This window comes from Halalkalibacter sp. AB-rgal2 (genome assembly GCF_041821005.1).
Classification (GTDB): Bacteria; Bacillota; Bacilli; order Bacillales; family Bacillaceae_D; genus Halalkalibacter.
Genome location: NZ_JBGUAV010000022.1, coordinates 1 through 25,418, shown reverse-complemented (window position 1 = coordinate 25,418; position 25,418 = coordinate 1). Strand labels below are relative to the sequence as shown.

Sequence of the window (25,418 nt, the reverse complement as noted above, 5' to 3'; positions counted from 1 at the left end):
TCCCCTTTGTTATCATTAGCCTTGTTCTTTATTAATTCGTTCAATCATTTCAAAGCAGAATCTTGAATTGTGATATGGACATTTCCATGGCTCCACCTTCGGAAAATCATGATACACATGATTATTTTCATCTAACTTCCAGTACCATTCACCACTTTTATGGTCAATGACATATTTGGTTGTATATTGCCATAAGCGTTCGACCGCATTATAATATGCTGAATCCTTCGTAAGATGAAATGCGTTATAAAAACCAACCATCGATTCAGCCTGCACCCACCATACACGGTCCTTATCTAAATGTCCGTTTCCCTCTAGCTCATTCATGACACTTCCATCTGAATCTATTCCGTCTTCTAACACTTTTTTCGCCATTTTTAACGATACATTTTCTACTCTTTCTAATAAGCGTTCATTTTGAAGAACCTCTGCCGCTTCATATAATAGCCAGCTTCCTTCAATATCATGACCATAAGAAATCGTATTAGACGCAGGTTGCCACTGTTCATTAAAGAACAATATAAATTGGTACGTGTCTGGATGAACAATATGGTCTAACGTCACTTCAATTAACTCGGTTAACTGCCTCTTCAAACCTTCATCCTTCCATACTCGGTATAGGTTCGTGTAAGCTTCGAGAATGTGCAAATGAGTATTCATTGATTTTGCAGAATTTAAATCCTTACCACTTAATCGTAAATCTTCATCTACACCCCACGTACGAGTAAAAGCTTCTAAATACCCTTTATTATCCTGATCATACGCATGCTTCTCGATTAATTCATACAGCTCTTTTGCTATTTCCAAGCTTTCTTCATTTCCAGTTGCCATGTAATATTCAGACAATCCATAAATGGCAAAAGATTGATTATATATGTGCTTACGGTCTTCTACTGGATGTCCTTTATAATCAACCATCCAGTAAACTCCGCCCTGCTCAGGGTCTATAAATGATTCAATTAAAAATGAATATGCGTGATTAGCAACTTTTAAGTAACGTTCGTCCTTAAACATTTGGTAAGCTTTTGAATAGCTCCAAAGGATACGGGAGTTTAATATACACCCTTTTTCTGCTTCTTTATTAACCTGTTGGTCATTCGTTATATAACCATAAAACCCACCATATTCTTCATCTATCGTATGATCAATCCAGTAAGGTAAAATGTCATTCGTAAGATGCTTTTCAATTTGTTGACGTAGTTCTAATTGTGGAATCATCTCAACCTACTCCTTTTTCTTTTCATTTAGATAAACAAGCCCGCTAAGAGAACAACCATCCATAGCGGGCTGAAACACATGAAACAAATTCCTTACTTACACATTCTCTTCTAAAGGATCATTAATGTCTCCAAACAGGCCAATGGTCTCCGCTTGACTTTCCTCCTGCCAAGGCATATAAGATAACGACTCACCAATGCTCTTCACTTGACCCATTACACTAACACTTCTTCCCAAGAATAAAGTAACGACCGAATTTCACACATGTCCTAACACTCATACAAACCGATCACTTAATGACGTGAATCTTATTCATATAAAAATTAGAATTACTTACCAAATACCAATTAATGACTTTATCGTTTAAGTTACATAACGTATGATACCTTGACACCGCTTACTTGTCAATACAATTCTCCTTTTTTATAATGGTCATTTTTCCGTTCATAATACTTAATAATTTGACCCAAACGATAAAAAAGATGTTGAAGTTTATAACCCTCAACATCTTTTTCTCTTATTTACTTTAAATTCTTTTGACGGAGTCACGGTGAATAATCGTTCCTTTTATAAGAACACGACCGGAATTTTTGTGCTCATTCTTAATCTTATCTATAATAAATTCGACAGCTACTTTTGACATTTCCTCAATATTTACTTCAACCGTTGTCAACTGAGGCTCTGTTAAAGTGGAATAAATATCATTATCAAACCCAACAACTGAGCAATCTTCTGGAACTGAATACCCCATTGTTCGTAATTTATTCATTAAATTATAACCGACTTGATCGCAGTTACATACAAAAGCTGACGGTAGTGGATTAGGTATTTCTAAATCAACATAAGCCCCTTTTTCGTCACGGTCGTTAATAATATAATCCTCACTTAAGCTTAGGTTATGTTCTAATAATGATTTATAATACCCAAGAAATCGATCCTGAATGCTGCTCGTTGAATGGATATTACCAACAAAAGCTATATCTTTATGACCTTCCTTCACTAGATAATTCGTTAATTCATATACTCCATAAAAATTATCTGTAATAATAGAATCGATATCAGAATGATCCGTATAGAAGTCTAAAAATACTTTTGGAATATTATTATCAGTTAACAAATCAATGTACTTACTACTAATTTGACCTAATATGATAAATCCATCAACCTTACTTTCATAGTACGTTCTCGGTAACTGTAAGTTCCGTTCATCCTCTGCCGAAAGAACTTGCAAGATCCCATAATAATTATATTGTTCAAGCATTGTCGTAATGTGCTGATAGAATTTCAAATAAAAATTACCACCAGAAAATCTTTCAGGAATGATAATTCCTATATTATAAGAAAGGCCTTCCTTCATCGATTTCGCTACTGCATTAAATCGATAACCCATTTCTATCGCAAGCGCTTTAATTTTTGCTTTCAGCTCGTCACTTACTCCCTCTTTATCATTTAATGCTTTTGATACCGTAACACTACTTACTCCAATACGTTCAGCTATATCTCTCATCGTTATATTACTTTTCATTGCGCGCACCTCCTTACCAACTTTTACAGAAAAGGTATCGCAAAAAGTCAATTTTTGACTCTCTGTGATACCTCTTCAATACTAAATTTGCACTATCACATACTAAGAATACTAAGCGAACCAAAAGGTTGCAACTATTTTTTCCTATGACTTACTTAATACTTTTAAGTAAGTGAAGGTTTTTCTCTACTAACTCTTTACGTTGCTTAGCATTTTCGATCGAATGTAACGGATCCTCAGGTGTTTGGAACGTATAGTCTACTAGCTTTTCAATCGTTGTTGTCGCTACGTGAATCCTTGTGTCACTTGAAGCATAATAGATAAATACTTCATTTTGCTCATTTACAACTGCACCATTGCAAAAAATTACATTTGAAACATCTCCGACACGTTCTTCATCATATGGGGCAATAAAATGTCCACCAGGCTTAGCAATAATCTTCTCAGGAGCTTCTAAGCTAGTCGCAAAGGTATATAGGACATATCGTAAACCAGCAGCTGTATTTCGAACTCCATGCGCAATGTGAATCCAACCCTTATCCGTTTTGATCGGCGCAGGCCCTTGGCCATTTTTCACCTCATACACAGTGTGATACACCTTTTCATCCATGATCGTCTCTTCAGAAATAACCGGTTTTTCAATGTCGTCACATACACCAAAAGCAATTCCTCCACCTTTCCCAGTGGAGATGAAGCCATCTTGTGGCCTTGTATAAAAGGCATACTTCCCATCCACAAATTCAGGGTGTAGCACTACATTTCGTTGTTGAGGAGATGGTGTCTCAATATTTGGAAGGCGTTCCCAAGATTTCAGATCTTTCGTTCGAACAAGAGCGGCTTGAGCAACTGCACTTGACGTATCAAATTGAGATGCTTCAGGATCCTTGCTTTCGGAACAATAGATCCCATAAATCCAGCCATCTTCATGCTGTACTAATCTCATATCATATATATTCGTTTCATCTTTATAAGGGTTTTCCCAAGTAATCGGTGTATGAATAAACTGAAATTGATCAATACCGTTTTCACTCTCTGCTATAGCAAATATAGACTTACGATCAACCCCTTCTAATCGTACGACCATATAATACTTCCCGTTCAAATAAATAGCCCCAGGGTTAAAGGTAGCATTTACGCCTAAACGCTCCATAAAAAATGGATTAGATTGTTTATTAAGATCAAACCTCCAGTGTAGAGGAACATGATGTCTTGTTAAAACTGGATCTTCATAACGATCGTAAATACCGTTATAAAACTCTTTCTTCTTTTTATTTTTCTTTGCAAGGTATTCATTTTGTTTTTCTAACAACTCAAAATACTTTTCATGAATCATAGTCATTCAACCTTCCTTAAACAGTTTATTTTATTAGTTTATCGTTAACTCTATTTCACTCATCAATAATAACTTAATTTCATTTCGTGTGTCAACTCCGCAATGAAGCGCTTTCTATAGAAAGCTCACTTTGTTTTATTGTTAACAAAAAAACTACTGCTATGTACGAACAGTAGTATAAAGAAATTTATAGAATAAACTGACTAATAATTTTTTGTACATCCTTCACAGCATGAGTATATGCATCAAATAACGTAGCTGGTGACACATTTAAAGTGAAAGCAACTTCATCTATTGTTGGCCAATCTCCCTTTTCTAATGCAATGGCCGCGTCAAGTACAGGCTTATATGTATTTTCTTCCCCTAGTAACGCCGCTTTAATGCTAGGTTCTAATGGAAGATCTTTAATGACATCTGGTAACGGCTTCATTAAAATCATATCCATTAAAGAAAACATACCAACCAAAAAATAGCTAGATTTCATCTTTTTCATTTGTGAATATGAACCAATGTACTCGCACGTTTTTGCCCTAATTAAACACATTTTAATCGCTTCATCAATAACTTGCTGGGAGCTTCGTTGTCCATTTTGAAAAGCTAATAAATATATCCATTTCTTTATCTCATCTAAACCTAAAAGCATTATAGCATGCTTAATCGATTGAATAGATGTTATTAAATGAAAAGTCGATGAGTTAATCAATTTAATTAACTTATACGAAAGTGCTACATCTCTTTCAATCATTTCCGATATACGATCGACATTAGGATCTTTTTGTGATAGCTCATACAATATCTCCACATAAATACTTGAAAACGCATCAACGTCTCTTGATCTAATAACAGCTGGTTTGCAAAAGAAGTAACCTTGAAAGAATACAAACCCATCAAATAAGCACATTTCATACTCTTCGCGAGTTTCAACTTTTTCAGCTAAAAAATCAATTTGATATGGGCGTAATTGTTGTAGCATCTTTTTCCGTTTAGCTCGATTCGTTTGTCTAATATCAATCTTAATAATATCAACTAGTTGATACATATTTTCAGATACTAGGCTTAGTTGATCGTACACAAAATCATCTAACGCTATTTTGTAGCCTTTATATTTGAGCTGTTTACAAATTTCTACTATTTCAGATGTAATTTCTACAGTCTCTAGTATTTCAATGACGATCATCTCAGGAGGAAAATAAGTTGCTACCCCTTTTTTTAATAAATTCTCAGTGAAATTAATAAAGCATGGTTTACCTTCTGAAAGCTGATCAATACCAATCGTAAAAAAGCTATTAATCAAAACATCCGTTGTCGCAACATCCCCATCAATGTTACTAAACTGGTTTTTTTCATTATTACGATAAAGAAGCTCATAAGCATAGACCTCTTCATTTTTTGTAAGTATTGGCTGACGTGCAACAAAAACTTCCATTTCATACCCCTCTTAACCTGTTAACATTGTACTATTATAATACCATTTTTTACGTAATTACTATACATATTAACTGAAAGGAATGTGAAAATTTCTTTCTTATTTATTTACTATTTTTGCTATCACACAAAAAAACAACTCAATCGTACATGAAGAATGACAAAGACTGTTAAATTGTATAGGTCGTAGTTTGTTTGTTTTCCAAAAAACGCACAGATTGATATGTTCATGTGTGGATTCTGAAAAAGCACCTCTAGAAAGAATCTAGACGTGCTTTAAAATCAAATTAAATCGTTTTTAGAACTTTAATTTCATAAGGTGGTAAAGTCACAACATTAAGGCGATGACGTTCCTTAGAAAGAAGATTTTCAAATTGACCATCACAAACGTCAACTTGCTGTTCCTCATCTGTGAAATTCATTAAGAAAAGATAATCATTCGTTCCATCCGTTCTGCGGCTGATCGATACTCCTTTAGGAAGCTGAGAGCTGATTTCGGTTCTCACACCAGCTTGTTGAATGAGCTTACTAAAGAATTCAGTGTTAAAAGGCTCTTGATTTCGAGATGCAATATAATAAGCCTTCCCTTCACCGTAAGAATTTACTGTCACAGCTGGGCGATTCTCATAAAAATCATTCGTATAATAGGCTAACGCTTCTGCACCTTCTGTATGGATCAAGTCACAGAGCTCGTGTGCTGTATACTCGCCTTTTAGTCCGAGGGTGTTCTCTTCGATAAAACGGACTCCATTCGTTTGTTCATCATGCAAGCCATCGATTTCCTCAGACCAAATACCGAGCGTTTGACGAAGCGGTCCTGGAAAACCCGTTAAGAATGTTAAATCATTTTCATTGACGATTCCAGACCAGTATGTCGTCACAAACGTACCACCTGCCTTAACAAATTGTTCGATTCTCTCCCCAACTCCATCTTTCACCATATAGAGCATTGGGGCAACAACTACTTTATATTTTGATAAGTCAGCTGTCATATCAATCACATCAATACCGACACCTTGTTCCCAGAAAGCTTTGTAATGTTTCAGAATCGTTTGTTCATAGTGAATACCTTTGTTACGTGGTCCTTGAGCATCCTTAACAGCCCAACGATTTTCTGTATCAAAAATAATCGCTACTTCTGCATCAATCGTCGTACCTGACACTTCTTCTAAGTTCTCTAATGCTTGACCAACATCAGCTACCTCTTTGAAAACACGTGTATGCTCATGACCAACATGATCAACGACAGCACCATGGAACTTTTCACTAGAGCCACGACTTTTTCTCCATTGGAAATATTGTACAGAGTCCGAACCATGGGCAACTGCCTGTAATGATGAAAGCAGATGCATTCCCGGACGCTTTAATTTACTAATCGGCTGCCAGTTCGTTAAGCTTGGCGTACTTTCCATTAAATAAAAAGGCTGGCCTCCTTTTAAGGATCGGAACATATCATGATTCATCGCTGTCCATGCAGCAATATCTGTCTCGTCCTCACTTGCATGCCATGTCGGATATGAATCCCATGAGACAAAGTCTACTACTTTAGCAAAGTCTGAATAAATCAAGCCTTCGAACGTGTCCATAAAATTCGTTGTCGCTGATAACTCAGGTCTAACCTTCTTCAATGGCTGCAATTCATGCTTATAAAAATTAATCGTCTGGTCACTAACAAAGCGTTTCCAATCAAGGTTTTGTCCATGAACCATCGTCTCACCATGAGGTGCTGGTGATTCCACTTGAGACCAGCTTGTATACGTATGACTCCAGAATGTTGTCCACCAAGCATCATTTAACTGTTCCAAAGATCCATATTTGTTTTTTAACCAATTACGAAATGCATTCTGACAGTAGTCACAATGGCATTCCCCACCAAACTCATTTGAAATATGCCAGCCAATGACAGCAGGATGATACGCATAGCGATCAGCCAATTTCGAATTCATCATCGTTACTTTTTCACGATACACTGGAGAGGTGAAGCAATGATTATGTCGCATTCCATGTAAGTTTCGGACACGATTTGGCCCAACACGTAGCACCTCTGGATATGACTCTGACATCCAAGCTGGTCTTGCTCCACTTGGTGTAGCCAAAAAGGCTGAAATGCCATTGGCAGCAAACGTATCTAATACATGGTCTAACCATTCAAACTGAAACACACCTTCCTCTGGCTCTATCATCGCCCAAGAAAAAATTCCCACAGACATTACATTACATTTCGCTAGCTTCATTAAGCGAATATCTTCCTCGAATACGCCAGGGTATTTTAACCATTGCTCTGGATTGTAATCAGCCCCATGAAGCATTCCTGTTACGTTTTCATGTATTGGTTTAAAGCGTTTGGTCACGTTAATCACCTATCTTTACTATTTTTAACTTTCATTTCTCTCACAATCCTATTATTTGTCTTACCCCTTTGTTCCTCCAGCAGTTAACCCTGAAATTAAGAAGCGTTGTAAGAACAAGTAGACGATAGCTACTGGAATGGCTATCAAGATCGATCCTGCTGCAAAACGGGTGAAGTTATTTGAAAACTCATCATTAATAAAATTGAATAGCCCTAGAGCAATCGTATAGTTTTCCGGACTACGTAATATAATTGACGGTAAAATAAAATCAAATAATGGTGTCATAAAATTGAAGAGAGCGACAACCGCTAGAATCGGTTTTGCTAACGGTAAAACAATTTTTAAAAATACCGTCATATGTCCAGCTCCATCAATATGAGCTGCCTCATCCAATTCCTTTGGTATCGTATCTAAATATCCTTTGACGAGCCATGCATTAAATGGAATTTGTCCACCTACATAAACTAAAATCAACCCAGTCAATGTATTCAACAAACCGATTAAATCTAACATAATATAAATGGCTACCATTGCCATTAACACCGGGAACATTTGTAGGATTAAGAACGTATATAACCCCGTTTTTCTTCCAACAAATTGATACCTTGAGAAGCTATACGCTACAAGACATGTAATAATAACTGAGAACAACGCCGACATTCCAGAAACGATCATACTATTTCGGTACCATAGCAAATAGTTACTTCTAGGATCTGTAAATAACCATTTGTAATGTTCCAATGACCAATTTTCCGGAATAATTGTAGCTGAATACAAGCTTCTTCCCGAATTCAAAGACATTCCAAATGCCCATACGAGAGGGTAAATAATAATGACAGCCATAATACCAAAGATAAAGTAAATACCGGCAACTTCTAAACGTGATTTCGTTTTTCGATTCATTATCGTTTCCCCTCCTCTTTAAATGAGCTTGTCTTTCTAAACTGGAAGATGGCAAATATCGAGACCATTAACCCTATAATTAAGGAAATTGCCGCAGCCATACTATAATTACTCGTTTCAAAGGTTAAGCTATACACCCAGGAAATGAGAATGTCCGTACCACCCGCACTTTGACCGCGGACAGCCGGTCCACCTTGATTAAATAAGTAAATAATATTGAAGTTATTAAAGTTAGTCGTATATTGGATGATTAAAAGTGGTGCTGTTGCAAATAGCACATGCGGTAACGTAATGTTACGGAACTTTTGCCACCTGCTTGCCCCATCAACTTCCGCAGCTTCATACCAATCCTTCGAAATACTTTGAAGAACCCCTGAAAATAAAGCAAATATAAACGGATACCCTAACCAAGTTTGGATCATAATTAAAACAATTCTCGTATAAAAAGGATCCGTCAGCCACGGTAAGCTCACTCCGAAAAGCGGCTCCATAATATCACGGTTAATTGCTCCAAATTGATCGTTAAACATTGCAGCAAAAATCAAAATCGAAACGAAGCCTGGAACAGCCCAAGGTAAAATTAAAATCGTCCGAATCGTCTTTTTAAATTTAATGCGAGCATCGTTAACGAGAACAGCTAAGAAAAGACCTAAAGCAATTTGCAGACTCGTAGCCACTAATGTCCATATAATCGTCCATGAAAAGACACTAATAAATGTAGAACGCCATAGAGGAACTGTCGCTAAGTTAACAAAGTTCTGAAATCCTACCCATTCAACTAAATTTCGTGGTGGTGAATTGTAAAGGTCATAATTTGTAAATGCTAACGAAATCGCAAACATTAACGGAAACACAACTGTAAAAATGACTAACACTAAACCAGGAGCCGTCAACAAGTAAGGAAACGATTTATCATAGCCTTCCTTCACTGACTCCTTAAAAGTCGGCGCTTCCCATCCTTTCTTAATAAGCTGAGCCTGTTTATAGGCGTCACGTACATTAAATACGTAAAAGGTAATGACAAATGCTAATAAAATAATGGAAACAAGTCCATATACAAGTAGAAAAATGGAATGATCTGTCCCAGGTATTGTACCAAGTGTTGAAATCCCCCATAGTCCTAAATGGATAAAGTCTTTAAATGTCACAATAAATGCCAGTTCAAGTATGATGAACGCAATCCCTTTTACGTATCGCTTATTATATAATTGACCTAATCCGGCGAATAACAATGATAAAACAAGTGCTTTTTTAGGATTATGGTTTTTTCTTTGATTCGGGCTTTGACTCTCGTCATGGCGGCCGTTTGACATTCTTCCCACCTCTTCACTTAAAATCTAAGAGAGGATGATTCAATACTTGAATCACCCTCCTTATGTGTTACTCAATCTACTCAAAGATTCTTTCTGCTAAGACACATAAGTGACTATAGGGCTCTAAAAAAGTTTGGTATTCAACCTTTTGGTACCCTTTGAGCAATAAGCAAAACTGTTACCTATTTTGGAAGGCTTGATAGGAGTCGTTTTTCCCTATATTAAGCAAGCAACAAGTGAAGCCATTGCTAATTAAATGAAACGGATTGAAAAAACGATTTTTATTTTTTCAGTGACCTCAACTATTGCCCTGAAACCTCAATCTTCGCTTTAATATCTTCAACAATTTCATCTAATACTTCAGCGACATCTTCACCATTATTAATCATTTCAATCGCATCATCCATATCCCAAACAGCTGACATTGCCGGAATATTTGGCATAGGTGTACCAAACTCGATCTGCTCGGCATAGCCTGCATACAACGGATCCGTAATATCATCTAAAATTTCTGGACGTGGTGGAATTTCACCCGTAACCTCATAGTAATATTGAGAGTTTTCATCATTCGTTAAGAATTTAGCTAAATCTTCAGCCCATTCAGGGTGTTCTGAGTAGTAAGAAACTAACCATGACTTAACACCTACAAATGAAGGAGCAACTTCACCATTCATTTGTGGAAGTGGAGCTGTTGCTAAATCTTCACCAAGGGCAGCTTCATAAATTGGTAAATTCCAAGGGCCACTAATAACCATACCAACTTTTCCTTCAGAGAATAATCCATCCATGACATCAACTGTTAACGTACGTGGCAGAATACCTTCGTCAATAAATTCTTTGTATTGTGTTAATCCAGCTACTGCACCTTCATTATTCAAACCAATATCTGTTGGGTCATATACTCCATCTTCTTCTCCAAACACATAGCCACCATGACTGTTAATAAAGGAATAGAGATAGTAAAATTCTGGAGCGACTAAGAAACCATATTGATCTTGACTTGTATCTGTATACTCTTTTGAAAATTCAAATACATCTTCAATTGTTGCTGGCGGCTCTTCCATAATACTCTTGTTGTAATAAGCAAAATACGTTTCAACCGCAACTGGTGCACCATAAATTTCGTCATCATACGTAAAGGCATCAATTGCCACATCACTAAACTGATTCATTTCATCAGCAGAATAGTCCATTGGTAGCGCTAAGCCTTGAGCAACGATATCACCCAATGAATCATGTGGTTGGAAAAATACATCAGGACCATTCCCACTCGGACCAGCTAAACTTAAGTCTTGTACTTGATCTGGAATAGCTACACGATTAAAGACAATTTCAATTCCTGTCTCCTCGGTGTACTTATCAAACATTTCCTTTGCAACATCTTCTGCAATATCTTCATCATTAATCCAAACAACTAACTCATTTGGTTTTTCTTCGCCTTGTCCTTCTTCTAGGTCTGATTCATTAGCACCATCGCGATCAGGTTCACCACAAGCTGCTAATACTAGTACCAATGAACTAATTACAATTAAAAATGACCATTTAACTTTCAATTTCTCCATCATCAATTTCCCCCTAATTTTTAATAACCATCTTGTCTATATCAATAGTGTAAAGCGTTTACAGATATATAGATATATCAAATAATTCTAAGTTAGTTTCAAAAATTGAAATTAGTGTTCATTATGTTTCATTTTCCTTCTTTTGTCTCAGTAAAATATATCGCATCGATATCGTTATTTTCTACGATTCCTACTAGGTTATACATGTTTTCAATGTATGAATTACTTATTCAAAACAAAAAAAACTTACACCGTTTATTCATTTAACGATGTAAGCTCCGATACGAGCTAGGTGTAATGCCTTCTCTCTTTTTAAATGTTGATACAAAATGACTCACACCATTAAAGCCTACAATTCCAGCGACATCCTTCAAAGGTAGTGCCTTCTCAGATAATAAAATGCGTTTTGCTTCGCGTATGCGTAACTGCACTAAGAAGGAATATGGGCTTATTCCAAAAGTCTCATGAAATAATTTATTAAGGTGCTGAGAACTAACCTCCGCCTTCTCTGCCATCTCCACTAAACCAATATCTTCATGATAGACCGTCTCTAACCATTCTACAATTGGGCGAATCTTTTCATACGATTGTAGGACCGACCGTTTATTATTCAGCTTCCCATGTTTTTTCAGCATCATTAAAAATTGATACAATTGAACAGACGATTCATAGGCAAGATACTGTGGTTCTTTTTCAATTCTTATAAGCATATCCTCAATAAGCTGAGAAAAAGACATACTTGTGGTTTCTTCATAAACAGCCGAGTAGTTCATGTCGAGAGACGTTAAAATTTGATCGACTGCCGCCCCACTAAATGTTACATAGTAAGTAGACCATAATGTTTCTGCTTCAGGATCGGAATAATAAGAATGTGGCATGTATGGAGTGACAAACACGCCATAACCTGGCTTGAGTACAAACTCTTCACCAGCAAGATTAAAAAAGCCTTCCCCTTCAACCGTTTGCAACCAGTGATAATACGGATATCCTTCAGGACGATCAAAGTCTAATTCATTTGGATTGAACCCAATACTGTCAATATATAATGGTAACGGATGATCAGATACTGAAAATGAATGGCGTTTCTTTTCAGCCATACAAGCCTCCTTATCTATGTAAGGTTACTGAAATTGTTTACTTTGTAACTTTTCAGTATTCTCCTAAATGTACGTGTACACAATGTTTAACCTTTAGTATACACTATGAGAACGTTCCCTGATTACATATCTTTCAATCATCTAAAAAAGCACACTAAGCTACCGAAGCTTAATGTGCTTTATCTATTAAACTGATTTAACTGTTCTTCCCCTGTGATAACATATTGCTCCTATTATTAGCAAGATTAAACCCGCTAACATTAGATTGAATACAGAGCTTGCCGTATTAGGGAGTTCATCTCCTTTTGATGTTGAATCAACACCTGTACTATTGTCATTCTTATCTATTCCATTCGTTGCTCCGGTTCCTTCATTTCCTTCATTTCCTTCGTTTCCTTCATTTCCTTCATTTCCTTCATTTCCTTCGTTTCCTTCGTTTCCTTCGTTTCCTTCGTTTCCTTCGTTTCCTTCGTTTCCTTCATTTCCTTCGTTTCCTTCGTTTCCTTCGTTTCCTTCGTTTCCTTCGTTTCCTTCGTTTCCTCCGTTTCCTCCGTTTCCTTCGTTTCCTTCGTTTCCTCCGTTTCCACTGTTTTCACCGTTTTCACCGTTTTCGCCGGTACCTTCATCAGAAGATGCTTCAACTCCAAACGCTTGAAACTCCATAAATCCAACCCAATTACTTGTTGAATCCGTAATAACGACACGTAAATATCTTGCTTGTTCATCCTCAAATGATAAATCAATGCGAGAAGAATCAACTTCATAAACTCCTAATGAGCGATATTCTACTCCGTCATCTGATGCCTCTAACTCAAATTGGGCAGCACCATCCCAAAAGTGAATCAATACACGTTCAATTGACACCACGTCTTCTAGGTCAACATACCACCAAGCACCATTTCCTTCATCTGTCCCCCATGACGTGTATTCATCACCATCTACTGCATTTTCGGGTGCATTATCTTTCCCACCACCAAAGCCTTCACTACTCGATGCATTTGTTGGCTTTTGATACGAAAATAACTCTAGCCCTTCTAACGTTGGATCTGTACCATCATCTTCTTCCCTCGGTTCAGGAATAGGAGGAATAGCCCCTGAGAAAACGCTCAATGATTCTTGAATCGCTTCACCGTCAAAATCAAACATCGCTTGATTCTCCCAGCCATTTCCTTCTCCAGCTCTCCAGCCAGCCCCTTCAACACCTAACCACGCAGGCTCCCAATAAAAGACACCAATACCTCGATCATTCGGAACATTTTTCACAACTTGCATAACATCGTATAAAAATCTTGCTTGACCTTCTATCGTTGCAGGATAGCCTGAAATACTTTCCTCAGCACTTCCAAATACATTCGGATGACCATCTTGATCTTTTAATGTAAACGCATACGACGTTTCGACAACAATCACATCACGATCATAACGATCACTCACATCATTTAAATTTTCTTGTAAATCATTTAATGTACCATGCCAATATGGATAATAAGATGCCCCAATTACTTGGAAATCGGTCACACCAGCATCAATAATACCGTCAAACCACCAACGATACGCACTATTATCACCGCCTTGATCAAGGTGGAGCATAATATCCACATCGTCTCCAGCATGGTCACGTACAGCTTGAATTCCTGAATTAACTAAAGTAGCTAAATTAGAAAAGCCGTTTTCAGCAATATTCCCGTCTGGAAACAGCATTCCTGGACGAATTTCATTCCCAATTTGAATCATATCAGGTGTAATACCTTCTGCTTGTAACGCATTTATCGTCTCAGCCGTGTGGTCGTATACAGCATCAACTAATTCGTCAAAAGAGTATTCTTCCCAAGCTCTCGGCTTATCTTGACGACCAGGATCAGCCCAAAAATCAGAGTAATGGAAGTTTAATAAAAACTTCATACCATGCTCTTGAATTCGCTTGGCTTTCATAATCGTATCGTCTAACCCATTATAACCGTCACCATCAAGAGGATCTTCCCAAATTTTCAAGCGAGCATAATTTGCTCCATAGCTTGCTAGAATTTCAACTGGATCAGCTTGAACACCTTGATCATAGAAGGTACCTCCATTGTCTTCAACCTTTGTTAATGTTGAAATGTCAACACCATTGATGAAATCATCACGCACATTCTCACCTTCTAGCTTCTCTAATGATACAAGATCAACCCCTAGCCATGCACCGGCATGTGCATTTGAATAAAATCCAACCGTTACTTCCCCAGCTTCTACCTCTACTTCTAAAGACATTTCTTGCCATTCACCTGTAGTCGGTATTTCGATCTCTAGCTCTTCGCCACTAACAGCATACATTACACTGCTTTCAACGGTTCCACTATTAGCAAACCAAGCCTTTAATTCGTACTGTCCATCCTCAAGCCCAGTAATCACTTGGTATGTATCTGCTTCGTAAGATTCTTCACTCCAATAGTTTAATAATTTATCTCCTCCATTGTCAGGCAACCAATCGTTTTCCGGAGTCGTAATAGCTTCACTTCCGTTCGTCACCCAGCCTTCTAAATCTTGTTCAAAGCTACCATTTTGAACAAATGACTGTGCACTCGTCGTTAATGCAAAGACAATTCCTACTGTACACACAGTTATAATAGCTACTAACATGCGGTACATTCCTGCGTTTTTCTTATTCACTTTACCTTCCCCCTTCATAAAATATTTTAACTAAGTTCACAAGGTTAATAATAAAGCGTTTTCAATGTAATTTAAATATCAAATACTTCTATGGAAATTTCATATTTTGATAAGAACAGCTGTATAGCTCTCGCATGTTTGAAAGCCGTTCCATAGCTGATACATTTAAATAACGAGCCTTCTGGATCCACATTCCGCTATTTGACCATTTGTAATTCAATTTCTTCTACCTTTTGTGTATTAGCAGAATGAATCCCATTGGGCATAGAAAAAACATCATAGTAAGATTCAGCAAAACCTTACTATGACTGTCTAAGCACTCGATCTATTAACCTATAAAACCCTAAAACATATGTCCCCACGTTCGTGGACCAACCATACCATCTATGGTTAACTGATTTTGCTCTTGGTACCTTCTAACTGCATTGGTCGTCATAGGTCCATAAATTGAATCAGCCTTTGTCCCAACCACTCGTTGAACAGCTCGGATATCTTGTCCTCTCAAATAGGGTCTTTGTAATTGAATTAATCTTCTGTAAATAGGCAGTACTTGTGCTAACTCAGCTCGAGTTTTTGGACCAACAATACCATCTACTTTAACCCCTCTTTTCAACTGAAATGATCGCACTGCCCGTTCCGTTTCTACTCCAAAGGTACCATCAGCTCCAAACCTCGGCAATGATTCTCCTACCGCAAGTAATTGATTCTGGATTTTTCGAACGGCTGGTCCTGTCCGCTGGTGTTTTCGTGAAAGTAATCTACTCGTATTCTGTGTCGTTTGATAATAGCGCTGTAAATATTCTGTAGGATCTAAGCAATTGTTCACACGATTCGCTCTCCAACCGTAAGGAGGGGAAGATTCCGCTCTTTTTCTTACTTCATAATGAAGATGAGATCCGGTAACAGTTCCAGTTGCGCCCTGCCTACCGATCACTTGATCTCTGTGAACCGTTTGTCCAACTCTTACTAAAACACGATCTAAATGTGCATAAACTTGGCCACGATTATTTTTATCCCTTACTAAAACAACATTTCCATAACCGCCAAACCCTGAACCACTTTGCCCCATCCCTGCAAATAGAACCTGACCTTCAGTAAATGCTTCAATAGGAGCTTGATGTGCCTTCACAAGATCAATTCCCGTATGCCATTCTCTTCCACCACGAATCGGATGAATTCTCCAGCCAAACCCACTCGTAATACGATACCCATCAAATACACCCATCATATCTCCCCCTTATCATCAAAATATAATGCTTACGAGGGGACCTTTTTTTCATATACAACCCTCATAGCATCCTATGCATGCAAGAGACATTTTGAGTAATGGAAGCGCTGATATGAACAAATCAAAAAAACACAAGGAGCATCAGCCTCTTGTGTTTCTTCGTAAACTATATATTAAATCGACGCCAATCCATTTTTCAAATCATTAATAATATCATCTATTGATTCTGTACCAATAGACAGGCGAATCATTCCAGGTGTTACTCCTGCTGCACGTTGATCTTCCTCACTTAATTGCTGATGGGTTGTGCTCGCCGGATGAATAATGAGTGATTTCGAATCTCCAACGTTAGCCAAATGAGAGAATAATTGCATAGACTCTATAAATTTCTTACCTTCTTCGACACCACCATTAATTTCAAATGTCAAAATCGCTCCAAGACCTTTTGGTAAATACTTCTTACCTAATTCATAGGACGGATGGCTTTCTAACCCAGCATAATTAACTGATTCAACTTTTTCATGATTTTCTAAAAAAGCAGCTACAGCTAGAGCGTTTTCACTGTGGCGCTCCATCCGTAAATGAAGTGTTTCTAGTCCTTGAAGCAATAGGAATGAGTTAAATGGAGAAATAGCTGCACCCATATCACGCAATAATTGAACCCGCGCTTTAATGATATAAGCAATCGGACCTACCGCTTCTGAATAAACCACTCCATGATAGCTTGGGTCAGGTGTCGTCAATCCTTTGAATTTATCATTAGCGGTCCAATCGAATTTCCCACTATCAACAATAACCCCACCAATTGAAGTTCCGTGCCCGCCGATAAATTTCGTTGCGGAGTGGACTACAATGTCAGCTCCGTGCTTAATCGGTTGTAATAAATAAGGGCTAGGGAATGTATTGTCGACAATTAATGGAATCCCATGAGCGTGCGCAATTTGCGCAACAGCCTCAATATCTAGAATATCTCCTTTAGGATTTCCGATCGTTTCAGCAAAGATCGCTTTCGTCTTATATGTTAAAGCTTCTTTAAAGTTATGCGGATCGCTTGGATCGACAAATGTTACATTCACTCCTAGCTTTGGCAATGTATGCGCAAATAAATTATACGTTCCACCATATAAGCTAGAAGCCGAAACAATTTCATCTCCTGCCTCAGCAATATTCAATACGGAGCATGTAATCGCAGCTTGTCCAGATGCAGTAGCTAAAGCAGCTGCACCACCCTCAAGCTCAGCTACACGCTTTTCAAACACATCCGTCGTTGGATTCATTAACCTTGTATAAATATTACCAAATTCCTTTAAGGAAAATAAATTTGCTGCATGTTCTGAATCTTTAAAACCATAGGATGTTGTTTGATATAAAGGTACGGCTCTAGAAAGAGTTGTAGGGTCAATCTCCTGTCCTGCATGAATTGCTAGCGTTTCCAAATTAAAGCGTTGCTCTTCTGACATGAATAATTCAGCCCCTTTTTGTAGAATAAATGTCCATTTCTAATCTATTCTACCATTAAATAAATCAAACGTTTACTGTATTTTCAAAAAACTCCTTTAAAAATTGTAAAAATAACCGTTCAGTAGGCAGCAATTCCCTCCCCTTTGGTGTAATAACACCTACTGTTCGAATAACTTTCGGATCTCTAATCCTTATCTTAACAGTATTATGTGGAACATTATCCATTACTGTTACCTCTGGTAGCAATGTAATCCCTAACCCTGCAGATGCTAAACCTTTAAGTGCATCAACGTCATCACCTTCAAACGAAATATTCGGATAATAACCCTGATCTAAGCAAGCTTGAATGACAAGCTCACGAAAATACATTCCTTCAGGTAAGACAACAAATGGTTCACCCTCTAATTGCTTTAACGATAATTCGTTATTTTTTGACAGTCGGTGCGTTTTCGGTACAATAGCCACAACTTCTTCTCTAAATAATGTGTATCCCTCAACACGTGGATCATCTTCCGGCACAGGGGCTAAGAGTGCCATATTGTATTCACCATTTACCACATCTTCAATTAAGTTATAATAGATCCCCTGCTTTAATTGAAACTTAGCTTTAGGATAGTCTTGACGAAATCGTGATATCGCAGTAGGTAACGTAAATGCAGCCATACTAATTGGAAATGTAATTCTAACCGTACCTTTTTCAGGTTCTAAATGTTCCTCTACTTCTCTCTTTGCACTTTCAATTAATTTCATCGCTTCCGTCGTACGTTCAAGAAAAATACGCCCCAGCGGTGTCAATTTCACACGTCTTCCTTGACGAACAAACAAGTCCACACCAAGTTCATCCTCCAAATTACCTATTTGCCTACTTACGGCTGATTGAGCAACATGAAGTGCTTCAGCTGCCTCCGTCATATGCTCTCTTTTTGCCACTTCCATGAAATACTTAAGCTGTCTTAATTCCATCTTTATCCCTCTTTCATATCACAAAGGCATTGATCTTATCTTTTATTTATATTGATTAGATTGTTTACTCAGTTATAGAATATGCATATCAAGTCAAATACAGTTACTTTTTTCGTAGAGTGAAAAACAAAGTCATTTTTGAAATAAATCTGCAACTATATAAATTAGAATATTCCCAATATACTGAGTATTCAAATATTTTCTCTTCTATCATGACATTCAATATTGTAAAAATCAACAATTAATTCAAGTATATAACTTTAAAAATCACTGACTTACGAAAGGATGATTTAAGATGTCTAATAAAGAATGGAGCAATTGGCAAAAAGAAATTATCCAGGAGGAATATGTGAAACCGATTCTTTTAGAAGAAAAACTCCAACAAAAAATTGAAGAAGTGAATAAAAAGTATAGTGCCCGATATAAAATTGTTTATGGCGGAAAATATTAAATTATACGCGAATATCTCAAAAGATGATTTCCTCTTTTGAGATATTCATGAAACACTACTCATCGTATTAGCTTCTATATAAAAAACCACTAAAACCCTTATAAACAGGCTTTTATTACTGATTCAACCCCAAAACATGAAGTAACTAACCTCTCATAATCAATCTCAAATCGAGATTAAGTTTATCGATTTCGTGTATCCTATATCATTTCAGCATAAGTATCATCTATTTTTTATATTGTTCGATTCCCTTTCCTAATAATAAAATACTCACTATCAGAAAATTTAAAACGGAGGGATCGTAGAATGGCTATATTAGAAAAATCACCACAAACTACTACGGCTGCAAATTATGTCCGTGATTTATATGAAATGATTATTAAACGAAACCCAAATGAGCCTGAATTTCATCAAGCTGTTAAAGAGGTATTAGATTCATTAATACCGATATTAGAAAAAGAACCTAAATATATGGAAACAGGTGTACTCGATCGGATCGTAGAACCTGAGCGCTTTATCACTTTTAGAGTGCCATGGGTAGATGATCATGGAAACGTTCAAGTGAACAGAGGATTCCGAGTACAATTCAATAGTGCGATCGGACCTTACAAAGGTGGATTACGCTTCCACCCATCTGTTAATGCTAGCATTATTAAATTTCTAGGATTTGAGCAAATCTTTAAGAATTCATTAACGAACCAGCCTATTGGTGGGGGAAAAGGTGGTTCTGATTTTGATCCTAAAGGGAAATCAGATCTAGAAATTATGCGCTTTGCCCAAAGCTTCATGTCCGAGCTTAGTAGACACATTGGCCCCGATACGGATGTTCCTGCAGGAGATATTGGTGTTGGAGCACGAGAAATAGGTTATCTATTTGGCCAGTATAAGAGAATGCGTGGTGGCTATGAGTCAGGAGTTCTTACAGGTAAAGGCTTGAATTATGGTGGTAGCTTAGGAAGAACAGAAGCAACTGGTTATGGAACTGTCTATTTTGTGAACGAAATGCTAAGAGATAATGACCAATCCTTTGCAGGAAGTACGGTTGTCGTTTCCGGTTCAGGGAATGTTTCCATTTATGCGATTGAAAAAGCAACTCAACTAGGAGCGAAAGTCGTTGCGTGTAGTGACTCAAGCGGGTATATTCATGATCCGAACGGAATTGATCTCGCGACTGTAAAGCAATTGAAGGAAATTGAAAGAAAACGAATTAGCGAATATGTGACGGTTCATCCACATGCTGAATTTATTTCTGGGTCTACAGGTATCTGGAATGTGCCATGTGATATAGCGCTTCCTTGTGCGACTCAAAATGAAATTGATGAGTCTGCTGCTCGTACACTAATCGCTAATGGTGTTAAGGCTGTAGGGGAAGGGGCAAATATGCCTTCTACATTAGAGGCAATTGAACTTTTCCATGAAAATCGTGTATTATTCGGACCAGCTAAGGCTGTTAACGCAGGTGGAGTAGCTGTATCCGCACTTGAAATGGCACAAAATAGCGCAAGGTTGTCTTGGACTGCTGAAGAAGTCGATGCTAAATTACAAGTAATTATGAAAGATATTTATTTAAGTAGTATCCAAGCTGCCAACACTTACGGTGTCCCTGGGAATTTAGTTGTTGGTGCGAACATTGCGGGATTCAAAAAGGTAGCCGATGCGATGATTGCACAAGGAGTTATTTAACATCTGAATGTAATCAAATAAAAAGCCTTCATACATTCCCACTTACACCTTTTCCTAAAGCCCTTGAAAAAGTATAAATCAACTTTTTCAAGGGCTTTTCTTCTTATATACGTTTGCATGACTTTCTATTTATTAGAGTAGCATTTATTTTTTCAACAATACCATTCTGTCCTGTTTCTTCAATTGATTTAATTAGAAGTGTTGTGGCTCTTTTAGCTATATCTGCAAATGAAATATCTATTGTTGTCAACGGGGGTGTTAAATATGGCGCAATAAACGAATTATCAAAACCGACGATAGAAATATCATCTGGAATAGCCAACCCTAGCTCTGTAACGGCTTTATACGCTCCTATAGCCATTGTGTCATTACTGACAAAAATGGCGGTAGGCTTGTTAGATGCATTGAATATATGCTTTATCCCTTCGTAACCGCTATCCTCAGTGAAATCCCCTTGAAAAATATGCTCCTCACTGAGCTTTAATCCATTATAGCTTAATGTCTCTTTAAACCCATCTAGTCTTTCTTTAGCAGATAGTTTGTTTAGATTACCTGTAATAATTCCAATATTCTTATGTCCAAGTTCAATTAAATGGTTGACTGCTTTCGCACTCCCCTCATAGTTATCTGGATTAATATAAATCGCATTGTGTTCTTTACTATATACTGCGCTTGTATCAATCATTGCAATCTTATAACCTTGTTTAATGAGCTTAAAAATAAACTCATTTTCCTCTTCTTGTGTACCAACAAAAATAGCACCTTCAATCATTTTTTGATTGAAAATTCCTTCAACCTTCTTTAAGTCCTCTCTCGAATAAACAATGGAAATAATAACATAATAATTCAGTTTATTAGCTTGATCACTTACTGCATTGATAACCGGAGAAAAAAATGGGTTGTTGTATATTAATGTATCGTCAGTCGTTTTGAGATGATGTGTAGATTCGTTTTTCACATCTAACACAACAATAGCAATCATTTTATTTTTTGCGCCTGCTAATTTTCTTGCCGAAGCGTTAGGCGCATAATTATATTTTTCGATCGCTTTCCACACTTTTTCTCTAGTTGTCTGAGGTATATCTGGATAATTATTTATTACTCTAGTTATTGTGCTTCGGGAAACACCAATAAGCTTTGCAAGGTCCTCACTTCGCATAATGATCATACATCCTATCCTTAATAGTTTATTTTATTATAACAAAAGGCTGTCTCAAAAGGACCATTTGCCTTCTGGACAACCTATAATAAAGAACCTTTGGTTAGTATTCGTATTTATCCCCTGTAATCATTCATTTTTAAACCAAAATTCTCTTAAATTAGCGGAACCAGCACGAGATACGATATATATATCGTGAACGCCTTGAGCAGAAGCATCTAACGAAGGAGTCCCATTCCATTGATAATTCGCCCAACCAGCTGTCGGTTCATAGTTGACCGTTCCAATAATTCGGCCATTAGGACTACCTAGTCTAATGTCAAAACTCCCACTTTGTGTGGAAGCATAGCTTACAGCAAATGCATTATACCCTGTTGATAAATTCACGTTATCAAATTTTATCCAATTACCCGGGTAAAAACTTCCCACACCACAATTCCATGAGGTTACTCCACTTGCATCACTATATTCACATGCACGCAACTGGAAATCAGAAGCTATCGGAGTCTGAGGGCCACCGTTGTTCGGTGTATAGCGCACCCATTCATATGAGGCATTAGCATCTTCTCCACCATATGCTCCTGCCCATTCATCAATGCCATACGTATTCCAAATGTTCATCATAATTTTACTTGGATTACTAGGAATATTTTCTGTTGCTGTTGCGACTAACTCGCCATTTACATACCAACTGATATAATTTTCTTGCCAATCAAACGCATACGTATTAAAATTATTTGCTGCATCAAATCCTAAATCATGGAGTATTTCATTGCCTCCTATACCATTCGTGTAGTAATTAAACTGAACTTTAGTCGTATCATTACCTAGAAATTCAATATCAATCTCATCCCATGGTGCTCCATTATACGAAGGACCTGTATACGTAAAGAAAGATGAAATAACCCCTGATACATTTGATGGCTTCATCGATACTTCATATAACCCATAACCGTAAAAATGATTCGTTGCATATTCAGCACACTCATAGCTATATGGTGCTGCGTAAGAATGATTAGTACGGAGAGATAGTTCCATTTCACCGCCATAAAAATTAACTCTATTCGCACTCCAATAACACCCAAAAAAAGAGTCATCATTTCTCCATCCATCTGACATCTGCCAGTTTAATCCATCGTGACTATGAAACGAATGATACAATTCGTCCTCTGTTATTGGATTATGTGCATACGATACAACCTTTACAGAGACCAATATTAGTAAAGTCAAGACAAAAACCGTAACTGTTTTGAACATTTTCATTGTGATCACTCCCAATAGTATTTATCACTAAAAACCTACTATAATGAGTTAGACTCTTACTAGGATACTAGAAATTCTACTTTTTTCTTATACTCGTTCTGCTTAATCTAGATCTTAAGTAAAGAGTGAGACCTATTGCAAAAACGAACAGTCCCAATAGTAAATAGTTATACAATGAGGTTGCTGTATCAGGCAATCTTTCCTCATTTTTATGAGAATCTCTTTCTTCAATTTCATTCACAATCGGTTCTTCAACCGGTTCCTCAATTGGTAACTCTGGAGTTACTGGTGGATCTGGTAATTCTGAAAGGGGTGTATACCTCACCCACTCATAGTATGAATGTGTTGGCGTGGCATCGCCATCAAATACACCCGTCCATTCGTCTACTCCCACGCCCGGCCATAAATTCATCATAATCTTCTGCGGTGTCTGTGGAATGTTTTCTGTTACTGTATGAACAACTTCTCCATTGACATACCAGCTAATGAAATCCTCTCTCCATTCAAACGCATACGTATTAAATGATTCAGATGCATCAAACCCTAAATCATAATAAAACTCATTTCCTCCTACTCCATCTGTAAAATAATTAAATTGTATTTTCGTCGTGTCCTTACCTAAAAATTCAATATCAATTTCATCCCATGGATCTCCATCCCAATCCCACTCTCCTGTGTAAGTAAAGAATGATGACACTGTCCCTTCTACGTTAGCCGGTTTCATACTCACTTCAAAAAGGCCATATTGATAGAAATCATTTGTACGGAGTTCGCCTGCTTTATAAGGAGGTGCTTCTTCATCATTTTCAAGAATTTGCTCATCTTCTTTATCAATAGTCAGTCTCATTTCACCGTCAGACACTGTTACTTGTTCTGGGTACCATGTTGCATGAAACATATCTCCATTCGTCCAGACTCCAGCTTTAGACCAATGTTCTTCATCAAGAACTTCAAATGATTCGTAAAACTCTGTTCCCATTGGTCTTTCTTCCTCTGCTTTTACACCTTGATAATTAAATCCTACAACAAATATACCTACCAACAATGAAAAAATTGAAAATAAAACGAAAAGTCTACTTTGTACCATTTCTCAGCCTCCTATAATGATCCTTTACTAACGCGAGTTAGTAAAGGATCAAAAAATTTTGTTATTACTTTTCAGTAACAACTTAACATAATCTTTAAAGAGTTCGAGTAGATATTCGAAAGCGCTTTCAATATTATTATAAATGATTTTTATATAAATTCAATCATTTTTTATTATAGGGACGCTTATTTTATAGAATTTGATTAATAGAGAAATGAAGTAAGAGGAGAAGTCCTTCCTTCAAATTAACAGTTCAATTAAAATGAGAGGGTTACACGTTTTAAGGTGTAACCCTCTCATTTAATATTCCTCACGATGTCTATTCCTTATCATGGAATATAGCGCCAAATACGAATGTCATTATGGCAAAAACAACAAAACTCACCATCAAAACAGTTCCACCTATTATATAGAAGATAAGCGTAAATACTTCATCTGGATTAAAATTGTACACCCACATCCCAGCTGTCAATCCAAAACTTCCTATCAAAGCTGTCCACACATGAACAGAAGCTAGTTTTGATGACTTAGGTATCTTAAATAGTGCATAAAACACTGCAAAGGCAAACAGCGAAAGCCATCCGACTACAAGAATATGAGCATGGATCGCTCTAAACATATACGAGCCTGCACCAGCCATATGCCCGCCTATAAATACACCAATTACCGCATAAACTGCTGAAAATCGTAATAATAATTTCGTTCGATTCAAATTCAACACCTCAATGATTATCATAATCTAACTGT

The 25,418-nt window shown here is 37.1% G+C and carries 19 protein-coding genes and 1 pseudogene; 2 read left to right on the top strand and 18 right to left on the bottom strand.

Going from position 1 to position 25,418, the window contains the following annotated elements; all coding sequences use genetic code 11:
- Positions 1 to 15 precede the first annotated feature (15 nt).
- The 13 genes from ACERJO_RS15615 to gltC all read right to left on the bottom strand — a co-directional run bounded on the left by ACERJO_RS15615 (position 16) and on the right by gltC (position 19,028).
- Positions 16 to 1,218, bottom strand: coding sequence for an AGE family epimerase/isomerase (locus ACERJO_RS15615; protein WP_373648090.1), 1,203 nt, complete (start codon positions 1,216 to 1,218; stop codon positions 16 to 18).
- A gap of 526 nt (positions 1,219 to 1,744) precedes the next feature.
- Positions 1,745 to 2,743 (bottom strand): substrate-binding domain-containing protein, encoded by a 999-nt coding sequence (locus tag ACERJO_RS15610; RefSeq protein WP_247104591.1) that lies wholly within the window; start codon positions 2,741 to 2,743, stop codon positions 1,745 to 1,747.
- A 151-nt stretch (positions 2,744 to 2,894) separates the two neighbouring features.
- A complete protein-coding gene (locus ACERJO_RS15605) occupies positions 2,895 to 4,076 on the bottom strand; it encodes a glycoside hydrolase family 130 protein (protein WP_247104788.1) in 1,182 nt (393 codons plus the stop codon).
- Positions 4,077 to 4,263: 187 nt separating this feature from the next.
- The gene (locus ACERJO_RS15600; protein WP_373648089.1) at positions 4,264 to 5,502 is read right to left on the bottom strand and encodes an EAL and HDOD domain-containing protein; all 1,239 of its coding nucleotides are present in this window, start codon (positions 5,500 to 5,502) and stop codon (positions 4,264 to 4,266) included.
- Between the two features lie 286 nt (positions 5,503 to 5,788).
- Positions 5,789 to 7,810, bottom strand: coding sequence for a beta-galactosidase (locus ACERJO_RS15595; RefSeq protein WP_373648109.1), 2,022 nt, complete (start codon positions 7,808 to 7,810; stop codon positions 5,789 to 5,791).
- A gap of 102 nt (positions 7,811 to 7,912) precedes the next feature.
- Entirely contained in the window at positions 7,913 to 8,755 is an 843-nt protein-coding gene (locus tag ACERJO_RS15590; protein ID WP_247104588.1) for a sugar ABC transporter permease, read from the bottom strand.
- Positions 8,755 to 10,068, bottom strand: a complete 1,314-nt coding sequence (locus ACERJO_RS15585; protein WP_247104587.1) for a carbohydrate ABC transporter permease — start codon at positions 10,066 to 10,068, stop codon at positions 8,755 to 8,757. The genes ACERJO_RS15590 and ACERJO_RS15585 overlap by 1 nt, the downstream gene beginning before the upstream one ends.
- Before the next feature lie 302 nt (positions 10,069 to 10,370).
- Complete coding sequence (locus tag ACERJO_RS15580) at positions 10,371 to 11,630, bottom strand: sugar ABC transporter substrate-binding protein (protein ID WP_373648088.1); 1,260 nt, start codon at positions 11,628 to 11,630, stop codon at positions 10,371 to 10,373.
- A 263-nt stretch (positions 11,631 to 11,893) separates the two neighbouring features.
- The gene (locus ACERJO_RS15575) at positions 11,894 to 12,727 is read right to left on the bottom strand and encodes an AraC family transcriptional regulator (protein WP_247104585.1); all 834 of its coding nucleotides are present in this window, start codon (positions 12,725 to 12,727) and stop codon (positions 11,894 to 11,896) included.
- Between the two features lie 186 nt (positions 12,728 to 12,913).
- Positions 12,914 to 15,376 (bottom strand): glycosyl hydrolase 53 family protein, encoded by a 2,463-nt coding sequence (locus ACERJO_RS15570; RefSeq protein WP_373648087.1) that lies wholly within the window; start codon positions 15,374 to 15,376, stop codon positions 12,914 to 12,916.
- Positions 15,377 to 15,719: 343 nt separating this feature from the next.
- Positions 15,720 to 16,601 (bottom strand): peptidoglycan-binding protein, encoded by an 882-nt coding sequence (locus tag ACERJO_RS15565; RefSeq protein ID WP_247104583.1) that lies wholly within the window; start codon positions 16,599 to 16,601, stop codon positions 15,720 to 15,722.
- Between the two features lie 176 nt (positions 16,602 to 16,777).
- Positions 16,778 to 18,064: a homocysteine synthase gene (locus ACERJO_RS15560; protein WP_373648086.1), complete on the bottom strand. Its 1,287-nt coding sequence runs from the start codon at positions 18,062 to 18,064 to the stop codon at positions 16,778 to 16,780.
- Between the two features lie 64 nt (positions 18,065 to 18,128).
- Positions 18,129 to 19,028 (bottom strand): glutamate biosynthesis transcriptional regulator GltC, encoded by a 900-nt coding sequence (gltC, locus tag ACERJO_RS15555; RefSeq protein ID WP_247104579.1) that lies wholly within the window; start codon positions 19,026 to 19,028, stop codon positions 18,129 to 18,131.
- 295 nt (positions 19,029 to 19,323) lie between these two features.
- On the opposite strand from gltC, the gene ACERJO_RS15550 reads away from it, so the two are divergent.
- Both ACERJO_RS15550 and gdhA read left to right on the top strand, forming a co-directional pair.
- Positions 19,324 to 19,479: a hypothetical protein gene (locus ACERJO_RS15550; protein WP_247104578.1), complete on the top strand. Its 156-nt coding sequence runs from the start codon at positions 19,324 to 19,326 to the stop codon at positions 19,477 to 19,479.
- Between the two features lie 306 nt (positions 19,480 to 19,785).
- Complete coding sequence (gene gdhA, locus ACERJO_RS15545) at positions 19,786 to 21,162, top strand: NADP-specific glutamate dehydrogenase (protein ID WP_373648085.1); 1,377 nt, start codon at positions 19,786 to 19,788, stop codon at positions 21,160 to 21,162.
- Positions 21,163 to 21,265: 103 nt separating this feature from the next.
- On the opposite strand, the gene ACERJO_RS15540 is transcribed toward gdhA, so the two are convergent.
- From ACERJO_RS15540 to ACERJO_RS15520, 5 genes and pseudogenes are all read right to left on the bottom strand, one after another.
- Entirely contained in the window at positions 21,266 to 22,330 is a 1,065-nt protein-coding gene (locus tag ACERJO_RS15540; protein WP_373648084.1) for a LacI family DNA-binding transcriptional regulator, read from the bottom strand.
- Between the two features lie 120 nt (positions 22,331 to 22,450).
- Positions 22,451 to 22,861 (bottom strand): carbohydrate-binding protein, encoded by a 411-nt coding sequence (locus ACERJO_RS15535; protein WP_373648108.1) that lies wholly within the window; start codon positions 22,859 to 22,861, stop codon positions 22,451 to 22,453.
- Positions 22,844 to 23,578, bottom strand: a pseudogene (locus ACERJO_RS15530) (family 16 glycosylhydrolase); the annotation flags it as partial. The pseudogene ACERJO_RS15530 and the gene ACERJO_RS15535, both read right to left, overlap by 18 nt.
- An 82-nt stretch (positions 23,579 to 23,660) precedes the next feature.
- Entirely contained in the window at positions 23,661 to 24,671 is a 1,011-nt protein-coding gene (gene bglS / locus ACERJO_RS15525) for a beta-glucanase (RefSeq protein ID WP_373648083.1), read from the bottom strand.
- A 319-nt stretch (positions 24,672 to 24,990) separates the two neighbouring features.
- On the bottom strand, positions 24,991 to 25,383 hold the full coding sequence (locus ACERJO_RS15520; RefSeq protein ID WP_373648082.1) for a hypothetical protein: 393 nt from the start codon (positions 25,381 to 25,383) through the stop codon (positions 24,991 to 24,993).
- Positions 25,384 to 25,418 lie beyond the last annotated feature (35 nt).